Annotated in this window: 3 protein-coding genes; 1 reads left to right on the forward strand and 2 read right to left on the reverse strand. The window is 45.5% G+C overall.

Features of this window, described 5'->3' with window-relative positions; genetic code table 11:
* A partial coding sequence (locus AB4623_RS17260; protein ID WP_372147012.1) for a cadherin-like domain-containing protein occupies positions 1-10,387 on the forward strand: 10,387 nt, incomplete at its 5' end.
* Positions 10,388-10,507: 120 nt separating this feature from the next.
* Here AB4623_RS17260 and AB4623_RS17265 read toward each other — a convergent pair.
* Together AB4623_RS17265 and AB4623_RS17270 are read right to left on the reverse strand one after the other, a co-directional pair.
* Complete coding sequence (locus AB4623_RS17265; RefSeq protein WP_017067326.1) at positions 10,508-11,272, reverse strand: transporter substrate-binding domain-containing protein; 765 nt, start codon at positions 11,270-11,272, stop codon at positions 10,508-10,510.
* A 247-nt stretch (positions 11,273-11,519) separates the two neighbouring features.
* Positions 11,520-13,286 carry a sodium:solute symporter family protein gene (locus AB4623_RS17270; RefSeq protein WP_017061487.1) on the reverse strand — a complete coding sequence of 589 codons (1,767 nt, stop codon included), beginning with the start codon at positions 13,284-13,286 and terminating at the stop codon, positions 11,520-11,522.
* Positions 13,287-14,002 lie beyond the last annotated feature (716 nt).

Below are 14,002 nucleotides of genomic sequence, written 5' to 3' on the forward strand. Positions count from 1 at the left end.
CGACCGTGATGGTGACGACTCATTGATGTCGCCATTGAAAGTGACGGTCAGCGATGATGTTCAAGGCATGCAAAATCAAACGCTGAGCATTACGGAACCAACGGTTGCAGATTTAGCTGCCGGTGTTGTTACGACAGGCACTGTCGATGTGATGCCAGTTCAAAGTGCTGATGGCGCGACCATTACCCAGATCACTTACGATAATACCGTTTACACCTTGGATCAGAGTTTAACGGGAGAGCAGCTTATTACTGTACCTGAGGGCAAACTGTTCGTTACCCTTGAAGGTGAAATACGTTTTGAACCTAATCGAAATTTAGATCATACAAACAACGAAGACATCGTTAAAACAATCGTAGTGACGTCAAGTGACTTTGATAAAGATCCGGTGACATCCACCATTACTTTAACCATCACCGATGGTGATATTCCAATCATCAACACCATTCCAAGTGTCACTTTATCAGAATCTAACCTTACAGATGGCTCGGCAGCGAGCAATGCTCCGGTGAGTCAAACTGAGACTATTCAGTTCACCAATCAAAGTGATAATGTGACCAGTTTCCGCATTGAACCGAACCAATTTAATACTAATGGTTTGCTCAAATCGAATGGGTTGGTCGTTGAGCTTAAAGCGGATCCAAACACGACTGGGGGGTACATCGGCTTTGTGAAAGACGGAGCCAACCCAGAAGTTCCTGTCTTTACGATTAGCTTCTCTACTAGCACGGTAGGTGAATACACCTTTACTCTACTTGAAGCGTTAGATCATGCTGATGGCCAAGCAAATAATGAATTGAGCTTTGATTTACCCGTTTATGCGGTAGACCGCGACGGTGATGATTCATTGATGTCGCCATTGAAAGTGACGGTCAGCGATGATGTTCAAGGCATGCAAAATCAAACGCTGAGCATTACGGAACCAACGGTGGCTGATTTAGCCGCTGGTGTTGTCACGACAGGTACTGTCGATGTAATGCCAAACCAAAGTGCCGACGGGGCAACGATTACCCAGTTTACTTACGATAACAACGTGTACACGTTAGTTCAGGGGACAACCGGAGAGCAGGTTTTCCCTGTTGCTGAAGGTAAACTGTATATCACTCTGGAAGGTGATGTCCGTTTCGAACCTAATCGCAACCTCAATCATTCAGGGGGCGATATTGTTAAGACTATTACGGTCACGTCTGAAGATAAAGATGGTGACGAAGTCACGTCGACCGTTACGCTTACCATTTCAGATGGTGCTCCACCTGTTATTGATAACATACCACCAGTCGCCTTGGCTGAAGCAAACTTGCTTGATGGCACCTCTCCGAGCATAACGGTCACTCAAACCGGAACAATGACGTTTACATCTGGTAGTGATGATGTGAACCACTTCCGTATTGATACTGCGCAGTTCAACACAACTGGGGACCTAAAATCGGATGGTCTGGTTGTTAAGCTAAAAGAAGATCCAGCCAACAGCGGAACCTATATTGGTTTCGTTGAGAGTGGGGGTGTTCAAACGGATATCTTTACCATCACTTTTAATAGTGTAGTGCTAGGCGAATACACCTTCACTTTGTTGGAAGAGCTCGATCATCTGCCTGTGCAAGGCAACAACGATCAAGTATTCACTCTGCCAGTGATCGCGGTCGACCAAGACAATACCGACTCTGTGATGAAACCTTTGACCGTTACTATCACCGATGATGTGCCTGTCATTACCGATACGACAGCGACCAGCACATTTGTGGTTGATGAAGATGATCTCGGCTCTGCGATTTCTCAAGCAACAGGTGCATTTGTTACCACAGAAGGTGCAGACCAAGTAGAGGTTTACGAACTGCGTAATATCTCTGCGCTTGAAGCGACATTGACCTCTGGAACTGAAGCGATTTCTATTACAGAAGTCACAGGTGCCGCCAACACAACGACCTATCAAGGTACGACGACAAGTGGAACTCCTATCTTCACGCTCGCGCTAGCGAATGACGGCTCTTATACGTTTACGTTGCTAGGTCCTCTAAACCACCCAACAAGCCCGAATTCCAATACCTTAACGATTCCATTTGATGTCGTTGCGGTTGATGGTGACGGCGATGATTCTAACCAATATGTATTGCCAATCGAGGTGCTAGACGATGCGCCAGTAATGAGTGCGCCGACGGGTGAAACGGTTGTCGATGAAGACGATCTTACTGGTATTGGTTCCGATCAATCTGAAGACACCAGTATTAATGGCCTGTTCACTGTCGATGAAGGCGCGGATGGTGTTGTGAAGTATGAACTGGTTGATGAAGATTTGGTTCTGACTGGCTTAACCTCCAACGGAGAAAGTTTAGAGTGGCTTGCTGTTTCACAAAGCGGCACAACATTTACTTACGTTGCTCAAACTGCAACGAGTAATGAAGCTGTGTTTGAGATTATTTTCGATACCTCGGATAACAGCTATCAGTTTGAATTGTTTAAACCACTTAAGCACCCTGATGGCGCGAATGAAAACGCAATTGACCTTAACTTTTCTGTTGTTGCAGAAGATTTTGATCAAGACCAATCAAACGCGATCGATTTGAAAATCACGGTGACTGATGATGTTCCATTGGTGACAACTCAATCGATCACACGAATTGAAGGCCAGGGCTATGGTAATTCCAAAGTTGACATGTTTGCTAATGCGACGGATGTCGGCGCGGATGGCGCGGTACTGAGTCGAATTGAGGGCATTACCAGTAATGGTGCAGATATTGTTTTCCGTACAGGAAACAGCGGGCCGTACAGCAGCAGTTTCGATTTAAATAGCGGTAGTCAACAAGTACGAGTGTACGAACAAACCGACGATGGTAGTGGTGGCGTGGACACCCGTGAGCTAGGGCGTTTGCGTATCAACTCAAATGGCGAGGTTGAATTTAGAGCTAACGGCTATCTCGATCATGACGGCCTAGACACCATCGATTTTTCGATTAATGTGATTGCGACGGATGGCGATTTAGATACCTCTGAAACACCGTTAGATATAACGATTACTGATAGGGACTCTACAAGAATCGCTCTGAAAGTGACGACCTTCGAGGATGCGGGTAGAGACTCAACCATACCTTATGCAACAGGCGATGAGCCGGCTCTTGAGAATATTCAAGATAACCAAAATGGTTTGCCTAATGCGCCAGCTCAAGTTGCGCTGCAAGTTAGTCTGTATGACCAAGATAACGCTGAATCTATTGGCCAGTTGACGATTAAAAGCCCGAACGGAGGTGATAGTCATCAAGGTACTTTTTATTACTTTGATGGTGCTGACTACATTGAATTAGTGCCTGAGTCAAATGGGAGCATTATATTTGGTCCTCCTCAACTCGAACAAAGCTTTGCTCCAAATCCGAATGAGCCAAGACAAACTATTGCGACGATAGACAACTTGTTCTTTGTTCCGGACCAACACGCTAGTTCGGATGAAACTGGTGGGCGCGTTCGTTATGAGCTAGAAATTGAGAAAAATGGCAATACGGATCACACCGTTAACTCAAACTTCAGAATCGAGATTGAAGCGGTAGCGGATATTGCAACGTGGGATGACGCCAACAGTACTTATCAGTATCAAGTGAATGAAGATGAAGACAATGTTACGTTGCAGCTGAATGCTGAATCGCAAGATAACAGTAATACTGAGACGATTACCTATGAACTTGAAGCGATTCAGGGTGATGGGAAGTTTGAGTTACTTGATCAAAATGGCAATGTGTTAACGCCTGTTAATGGTGTTTATATCATCGCATCTGCTGATATCAATAGCACAGTCGTTAACCCAATCGGCAACTTCTCTGGACAAATTGAGTTCAAAGCGACGGCAATTACGGAAGAGACGCTTAACCCATACGATGACTCAGCGAACGGCGGGTTAGACAAAACGACCGCTCGCTCTGTTGAGCAAAATATTATCATTGATGTGACTGCCGACGCGGATCCTGGTTCATTCAGTGTTAACAGGATTCGTATTAACGAAGACAATATTGATGACCCAGACTACCTAGGTCCTCTGGACAACAAAGATGCCTTCACGCTAGACGAAGTCATCACAATGAACGGCTCAGTGGACACTGATGGTTCGGAAGAGCTATTTGTTCGTATCAGTAATATTACCGAAGGGGCGGTGCTTTATTTCCTTGGAACTACGACCCCAGTTCCTACAATCACCATTAACGGTATTGATTATCAGGAAGTGGCGTATTCCGATCTCGCCAACGTAGAGATTGTTCCGACTAAACACAGCAATGTCGATTTTACTTTTGATGTAACCGGTGTGGTTAAAGACACTGCGAACCTCTCTACTGGTGCACAAGTTGATGAAGAAATCCTAGGAACTAAAACGGTTAACGTTGAGGTTAAAGGGGTTGCAGATATTCCTTATGGCGGTACAAACGGTTCGGCTTGGACAGCAATCACCGATGGCACAACACCTGGTGTTCAAACCACGATCCAAGAGAGCCAGAATGGAGACAGCTACGCCGAGCTTGATTTCACCGTGTTGTCGGGAGAGAGAAGACCTGATCCTGCAGCAGTAGATCAAACCCCATTACCTGACGATGGTTCAGAATCCATAACCGTTATCCTCTCGGGTATTCCTGATGGCGTTATTCTGGAAGACGGTGACGGTACCATTATTGACCTTAACTTTGTCGGTTACGAAACCGGTCCGGGTGGTAGCCCCGATCTTTCTAAACCTATCTACGAAGCGAACATCACTGACGCAGGTAAAACCTCAGGAATCCGCATCAGATCTGTCGATTCTTCAACAGAGAACATTCACATTCAGGGTAAAGTGATCGTGACTGAGAATGACGGTCATACGCTTACGTTTGACCAAGAAGTGCGAGTGTTGGTCGAACCTAGAATCGATACCTCAGCGACGTACAGCACAGTCACTAATGGCGATGAAGATACGGCGATCAGTATTGATTGGCACCCAGAGGGTACTGATTATATTGATGATGATGAGCATTTCACTTCTATTGTGATCAGTGCCATTCCGACAGATGTTGAAAGTGTTGTGGTTAATGGCGATGTAACTTGGGTTTACGATGCTTCAGCAGGCACTTTAACCATTACGCCGAAGAGTGGACAGACGGCAGAAGAGTTTACTCAAATTGCACTGAACAATAATTTTATTCAGATCACACCTGAACAAGACTCGAGCACCGACTTTACGCTTAATACGGTTGTCATGATCGAAGAGCGAGATCATGAGTATGTTGATGCGACTGATCCTGGTCAGGGCATCGCTACCGCGACAATCACGGGCTCGATTGATGTTATCGTACGTCCAGTCGTTGAGCCGAAAGACGCTAGCAACAAGCTTATCGTCGATGATGTGCTGGGTACTGGAGCACTAGCAACCGTAGTTGCTGATGCAAACACTGGCGTGCTTAAGTTCACAACCAACAGCGATAATACATCGGTTACGGATGAGTTCGTCATTCGATATCAAGAAACAGATGCTTCGTCCGCTATCGAAGAAGTTGACCAGTTAGTTATTGAATTAACAAACGTGGACGGTTCGGAGCTATCAGATGCTGTACTCAATCAACTGCTCGTTATTGGCGCTGCTTATGAAGGCAATGGGCGCTGGGTTGTAACGAATGAAGACATATTTAGCATCAGTGCATCGAACGGCCTTGTTCTTCCTTCAGGAAACAGCGGGGCAGGAGGGTTCAATGACATCAAGATGGATATCTTTAGCACGGTAATAGACCGAGGTGATGGTGCTGAGGTTGAGTCATCTACGGCCGCTCGTAGGGACGGAGAAGTCACTCTGTCATTCCCTCAAGTGGTGGCTGGGAGTACTAAGGTTGCAGCCGATATTGATATAACACCAGACAGTGTTGTTGATGCGATTGAGGACACCCAGTTAGATCTAGGTACGGCATTGAATGGTTTAATTACTTTCTCGGGCGAAGATGACTCAACTGATCAAGTGACCATCATTATTGATGACAGTGTGACCATTAATCCAGGAGCGGTGAACGAAGTCACCTTCCCAATTAGTTTATCGGGAAGCAGCGACCTAGACTTTGTTAATGGCAAATATGTATTCCAGACTACCGTCGATCAAGGGGTCTCGACCGACCTCTCTGGACTACTGCTTAACTTACCAGCCGACTACTCCGGCGACTTTAGGTTGCCGTTGACGATAGTAACTAAAGACGTATTGTCGGGGGATGAGAAAACTCTAGTGACAGAAGTAGTCATTAAAGTTGCTCCTGATGTTGAAGGTAACCCAGATATTGACGTTACTGTCGTTGGTTCGCTTGACGATTCGTTTAACCCTGTCGATACCGACGGTCAAGCAGGGCAAGATCCAGTCGGCTACGAAGATACCTATATCCAACTTGATTTCAGCTCGACCATTGATGACCAAGTAAGCGGAGTTGAAGGTGGTGACGAAAAATTCACCTCTATCACACTGACGTTAAATGACACGAGTGTTGGGGCTTTCTATACCAGCGCAGGGGTATCGCTTGGCACATCGGTGACCTTTAATGAAGCTGAGATTAATGCAGGCGCGTTGGATAATGTACTATTCCGACCGGCGTTAAATTACCCAACAGATAATGACGTAAATCAGGTGCAAGTGAATGTCAGCGGGACGATTACCGATACTGCTACATACAATGATGCAGCTTCGCCAACTGGCAGCGCGACTGATACCGATACTTTCTCTACCAATGTCAGTTTTGAAGTCGTTCCTGTGGTGGATGACGTGTCTGTCACTGGCCCGGGTAGCGATCCTGATGTTATCGAGATTACGGGTACTGAGGACCAGCTGATTTCTTTGTCGGGCACAGGGCCTGTATCGATTGCACTGACCGACCTTGATGGCTCAGAACAGTTTGTGTCGATTAAGTTTACAGATGTACCTGATGGCTTCCAGATGCGTGCAGATGCTGGTTCGGCATACACGGTGAAGAATAATGGTGGTGGTGAGTGGAGTGTTCAACTACCTCAAGCATCAGGGTTATCGTTCGACTTGAGTGAGATTTCGATTTTACCGCCTAAGGACTTCAGTGGTACGGCTGAATTTGGTGTTGCCGTATTTACTCAAGAATCTTTGTTGGGTGTGCCTACTGCAGCATCAAATCTGCCAAGCTTTAAGCTGCATGTGGTACCTGTGGGTGATGATGTTGATACTAATCCAACAGATTCTGTGACAGGTAACGAAGGTCAAAACATTGATATCGAAATCAATGCGACGATTTTGGATAAAGAGCTATCTGCAACGGGCAACGGCACTTATACCGAGAATGCACCAGAGACACTTCGAGTAGAAGTTGCGGGCGTTCCTCAAGATGCCTCTATCTATTATCCAGACGGCACAACCTTGGCTAGTTATGATCCAGTTACGCAGCTTTGGACACTTGATGTTCCTGCACAGTCGCTCGATAAGATCGTATTCAATTCAGGTGAACACAATAGCGATACGGGTAATGTATTAGGCATTAATGGCCCGCTGCAGATTACCGTTCGCTCTGTGGATACTGACGCTGATAACACCGAATATTTGGGGACGCCAACCAGCTTCGATGTTGATCTGGTGATTGATCCTATTAACGATCAACCGATCTTTGTGAACGTAACGAATATTGAAACATCGGAAGACATTAGTGTTGCTATCGACAACTTTAGTATCTACGACGTTGATGCTAACTTTGATAATCCAGACGCTCCGTATGTTCTTACGTTGCAAGTCGATCAAACACTTCCGGGAGCGCAAGGTGTGTTTGAGTTTACGAGCTCACCTGACGTGACGTTTGTATTGCAACCTGGTGGCTCATTGGTGATTACCGGTAAAGAAGCCGACATCAATACCGCATTGACCAATGGAGCAGTGACGTTCAAACCCGATCCAGACCAGAATTACCTCAACCAGAGTGGTTTAGTCACGATCAATGCAACGCTCGATGATGGTGGTAATAACGGCTTGATTGACGCGGGTGATCCGAATACGGCTCAAACTAATCAAACTACGTTCACCATTAAGGTGACGGAAGTGAACGATGCGCCTGTCGCGACAGATGTTGATTTAGGTTCGATTGCTGAAGATGGTCAAATAGTGATTGTGGAAGGAGACTTGATTTCAGTAAGTTCTGACATTGAAAACCATAACCTGACGGTTACGGGTGTAACCCTGACTCAAGGACAAGGCCAATTAACGCGCTTTGAAAACGCAGGTGGCGCCGATAACGCGGCGATTACCGGACCATTCTGGCTGTTCGTTGCAGATAATGATTTCAACGGTGATGTGAAATTCAACTATTCCATTATCGATGATGGCACAACCAATGGTGTGGATGATTTCTTGACCGATAGCGCTGAAATTAGCCTCATCGTAACGGAAGTGAATGATGCACCTGTCGCGACAGACGTTGATTTAGGTTCGATTGCAGAAGATGGTCAAATCGTCATTGTTGAAGGGGATTTAATTGCAGCAAGCTCTGACCCAGAAAACCACAACTTAACAGTAACTGGTGTAACTCTGACTCAGGGACAAGGCCAACTAACCCGCTTTGAAAATGCAGGTGGCGCCGATGACGCGGCGATTACCGGACCATTCTGGCTATTTGTAGCGGACAACGACTTTAACGGTGACGTTAAATTCAATTACTCAATTACTGATGACGGTACAACTAATGGCGCGGATGACTTCCTAACCGACAGTGCTGAAATTAGTCTTGAAGTAACGGAAGTGAATGACGCTCCTGTAGCAACGGACATCGACTTAGGCAACATCCTTGAAGAAGGTCAGTTGATCATCAAAGAGGGCGATTTAATTGCTGCGACGAGCGATCCGGAAAACGACACGATTACCGTGACTAATCTGGCGCTCGATGAAGGCCAAGGTCAACTACAACGCTTCGAGAACGTAGGTGGTGCTGATGATGCTACGATCACTGGCCCATACTGGGTATTTACGGCAGCTGATGAATACAACGGCAACGTTAAGTTTACCTATACCGTAGAGGATGATGGTACAACCAACGGCGCTAATGACTTCCTAACGGATACAGCGGAGATCACCGCGATTGTCGATGGAGTGAACGATACACCGGTCGTTAATGGTGACAGTGTCACTATGGTTATTGACGAGGATGCTGGTCAACTGTTGAGTGGTATCAATGTCAGTGACCCTGATTATGTAGATACATTTTCTGATGATCTGATGACCGTCACGCTGACGGTGGATTACGGTACATTGAATGTATCACTTCCAGCAGTGACGACGGTTGTTGTTAACGGCAACAACACGGGTTCAGTCATCTTAGTGGGGACATTGAGTGACCTGAATGCGTTGATTGATACGCCAACCAGTCCAAATGGTGTTTTCCTTGATGCGAGCCTGTCTCCAACCAATAGCATTGGATTAGAAGTTGTTGCCAAAGACAGCGGCAACCCTTCAGGTATTGCGATAGAGACAGCACCTGTGGTTTACAACATCGCGGTGACGCCAGTGGCGAATGCACCAACCCTGTCTATCGATAGTGCGACTAACTACGTGAGAAACATTACTGCGAGTCAGTCTGTGAGTGCGAGTGGCATTCCTTTAGTTGGGATTATCGCAGCCTTAACGGACATTACAGAAGAGCTAACGCTGCATATCAGTGATGTACCTGCTGGCGCTCAAATCACCAGTGCTGCGGGTTCTGTGACGGATCTTGGCGGTGGTGTTTGGGTAGCAACGGCAGATGCAATTGAAAGCTTGCAAGCGGTTGGGCTTTCTCAAACTCCAGGTAACTACACACTGAAAGTCGAGGCGGTTTCTGAAGAGACTGACAACAACGATACAGCAACCTCTGCATCGATTGACCTTAACTTGAACATTGTGTCTAACGCAGTTGATATTAACTTGGCTTCGGAAACCGATGATGTTCAGTTACTGGCTGGTGCTAATGCGACTGACTTAACGGGTGGTTCAGGGAATGATCGACTTGAAGGTGGCGCAGGTGACGATACGCTTGTTGGCGGTGACGGTAACGACACCCTGATTGGCGGCGGAGGCTCAGACATTCTGACTGGTGGTGATGGTATGGACTCGTTCGTATGGCTTAACATCGAAGATGGTGTTGAAGATACGATTACCGACTTTGATTTGTCGGAAGGGGACAGTATTGACTTGAGAGAAGTGTTGCCGGAGCTTAAAAATACATCTCCAGACATGACCGCGTTGCTAAAACAGATAGACGCGAAAGTGGACGGGGATGATATTGAGCTTACGATCAACCCGGATGGCTTAGGTACTACGGAACAGGTGATTGTGGTTGAAGACCTTGCGCCACAGCTAACCTTAAGTAGCACCATGCCTTCGGATATTTTGGATGCGTTAGTGCAACAAAATGTCATCACTCACGGTTAACGCTAAATTGGAGGCTAGCTATTAGAATCTAACGATTAAACTAAAAGCGAACCATTAAACCATAACGAAAGAGGCCAGCATTGCTGGCCTCTTTTTTGTTACGGTATAAATTGAAAAGAGTTACTTAAGGGAGTTGTGGATCAGGAACTCTTCTTCAACACCTTTCAATTTCATCTCATCCATAATGAAGTTCACCGTGTTCAACAAACGTTGTTCACCTTTAGGAATCAGATAGCCGAACTGACTGTTGGTGAATGGAGTTTCGCAGCGTGCCGCTTCAAGACGTTCGTCAGTCACTTGATAGAATAGACCTTCAGGCGTTTCTGTTACCATCACATCAACTTTGCCTTCTGCTACTGCTTTCGGTACGTCGAGATTGTTCTCGTAGCGTGTGAAGCTTGCATTCTGCAAGTTCGCGTCGGCAAAGATCTCGTTAGTACCGCCAATGTTCACGCCCACACGAACAGAAGAGAGGTTCACTTTCTCAATGCTGTCGTACTGTTCTGCGGTGCCTTTTGCAACCAAGAAACACTTACCAAAGGTCATGTAGCCTTGAGTTTGTTCCGCGTTTAACTGACGCTGCATTTTACGTGTAATGCCGCCCATTGCGATGTCGTACTTATCGTCGTCTAGATCGGCCAGTAGATCTTTCCATGTGGTACGAACAATCTTCAATTCAACGCCTAATTGTTCCGCGATGTGCTGTGCAACGTCGATATCGTAGCCAGAGTAGCTTTTACCATCGAAGTAAGAGAAAGGCTTGTAGTCACCTGTGGTGCCCACACGCAGAGTACCTGATTTTTGAATGTCTTCTAGCTGGTCAGCGTGTGCGACACCAGAAAGTGCCAGAGCAATGGAAGCAAGTAATAGTGATGTTTTTTTCATTGTAATTGTCTGTTGTGTTTGTGTTGTCATTCAAAGTAACAGAAACAATCAGAGAAAGAGATCAAACCATTGGAAAGGTTGGAAAAGAAGATGAAACGAGGGCAGGAGATAGGTATTTCTATGGTTTGTGAGCATTGATCGAGGTGCGTTTCATATTCCGTTTTGATAAACCGAAGACAAACAAAAAGCCCATGTTATCGAATAACATGGGCTTCATTTTGGTTTAACTTGTTAGCTGCTTATTTAGCTATTTAGCAACTGACTCGTTGTTCATCTTAGCCGGAGCTTTAGATGCGTTAACCAATAGGATACCAACGGTTAGTACCATTGAACCACATAGTAGGAACAACAAGCGTCCTGTTGGTTCGTTTGGAATCAGAGCCATTGCTAGGATACCGAAACCTGCTGTGCTGATAAGCTTACCAAGCATTGAACGCTGTTTAGTATCTAGGTTTTGTTGCTCTTCACCTTCCGCTACAAGCGGCGTGTTCCAGTTAGTGAATAGTTGGTCAACTTCTTTCTCACGCTCTGGCGATAGGCCTTTGTAGAAGCGAGAAGTCATGATGAAGTAACCACCTGTGAACACTACGTGAGCAGCTAAGCTAAGACCTACTTTCAAGTCGCTCCATTCACGGCCTGTAAGCGCTGTTTCTAGACCAAATAGGTTCTCGATGTCTTCTGCTTGCAGAGAGATACCGAAGATGTAAGAAACGAAACCACCAACCACTAGAGTAGACCAACCAGCCCAGTCAGGTGTCTTACGAATCCACATACCTAGTAGGACAGGGATAAGCATTGGGAAGCCAATCAACGCACCTACGTTCATTACGATATCGAACAAGCTTAAGTGACGCAGAGAGTTAATGAATAGACCAATCGCAATGATGAAAATACCCATCATGATAGTCGTTATCTTACTTACAATAACCAGCTCTTTCTGAGTCGCATTTTTACGAAGAATCGGGCTGTAGAAGTTCATTACAAAGATACCAGCGTTACGGTTCAAACCTGAATCCATAGAAGACATCGTTGCAGCGAACATTGCTGACATAAGAAGACCAACCATACCTGCTGGCATTACGTTTTGTACGAATGCTAGGTAAGCAGCATCACCGGCTTTGTCGCCCATTGATGTGTATTGCTCAGCGAACTCAGGCATGAATGCACTAACGTACCAAGGTGGTAGGAACCAAATTAGTGGACCAACAACCATAAGGATACATGCTAGGCCTGCCGCTTTACGTGCGTTTTCACTGTCTTTTGCACATAGGTAACGGTATGCGTTGATGCTGTTGTTCATTACACCGAACTGCTTCACGAAGATGAATACAACCCAAAGGATGAAGATGCTCATGTAGTTTAGGTTGTTACCTAACATGAAGTCGCCGTCGAAGTTAGCAACAATGTTAGTTAAGCCGCCACCGTGGAAGTAAGCTGCTACCGCACAAGTGATTGTCACGGCCATGATTACAAGCATTTGCATGAAGTCAGAAGCAACAACCGCCCAAGAGCCGCCGGTTACTGCCATCAATACTAGAACCATACCCGTTACCACAATGGTAGCTTCCATTGGGATGTTGAATACCGCTGCTACAAAGATAGCTAGACCGTTTAGCCAGATACCTGCAGAGATAAGGCTGTCCGGCATACCTGCCCATGTGAAGAACTGTTCAGACGTTTTACCAAAGCGCTGACGAATAGCTTCGATCGCCGTTACCACACGAAGTTGGCGGAACTTTGGAGCGAAGTACATATAGTTCATGAAGTAGCCAAAAGCATTGGCTAAGAATAGGATTACAATAACGAAACCGTCATTGAATGCGCGTCCTGCGGCACCTGTAAACGTCCATGCTGAAAATTGTGTCATGAAGGCAGTTGCACCAACCATCCACCACAACATTTTGCCGCCCCCTCTGAAGTAATCACTTGTAGAGGTGGTGAACTTACGGAACATCCAACCAATCGCGATTAAAAAGAAGAAGTAGGCGAGAACAACAAAAGTATCAATAGTCATCTTTTCAGCCTTTTAAATATCATAATTAACTGGGCTTAGATTAACGCGTCCCAAGGTTTATTTGTACTACAATATGTCTTTAGTATGATCTAGGTCGCATTGATTTTTCGGCCTCTAACACGTGGTTATATAAGTATTTGTTTTAATTGAATTTAAATGTGAGTGTATTTTGTTTGAGATCTAAAATAAATTGAGGGTTAAATGTTTATATGTATTACAATATAAACAAAAGCGCTTACTTTGCCGTATCTATAAGATTTTAATTATAACCGTAACAAATGTGCTACAAATTGGTGTGTTGTGCGACGACATTCACGTTAATTTGGAACTCTATACTGAAAAATTCTGTATTGGGATTTCAAGTGTAGCTCATTGTTTTCACTTCGCTATTTTGTATTTGTCTGCGGCTCTGTAGCCTTTCTATGCTATTTATTCATTTTTTCGTGCCATAGAGGTGCATATTTGGAATTTTTGTCACTGAGTGGGCGTTAAACTGGACGGACGGGACACATTTTGCGGTGCACTTTGTCTATTGTGGTCTTCAGTGCATGCCATGAGAGATGCTTGATGACGTATCGAAAAGGAACATTGCTGGGTAAGGGGCTGGATAAGAAGCTGGATAGGCGATAGGGGGCACCAGTAACGCTTCGTTAGATGCGTGCGCTTACATTACTTGTTATTGCCTGTCTTAGTCGCGGAGCTGGACGAGCCCATAG

This window comes from Vibrio sp. 10N.222.52.C12, from assembly GCF_041474215.1.
GTDB lineage: Bacteria > Pseudomonadota > Gammaproteobacteria > Enterobacterales > Vibrionaceae > Vibrio > Vibrio crassostreae_C.

Bases quoted from the DNA above. Each gene is read 5' to 3' on its own strand.
- AB4623_RS17265 (WP_017067326.1), bottom strand. From the start codon at position 11,272: ATGAAAAAAACATCACTATTACTTGCTTCCATTGCTCTGGCACTTTCT.
- AB4623_RS17270 (WP_017061487.1), bottom strand. From the start codon at position 13,286: ATGACTATTGATACTTTTGTTGTTCTCGCCTACTTCTTCTTTTTAATC.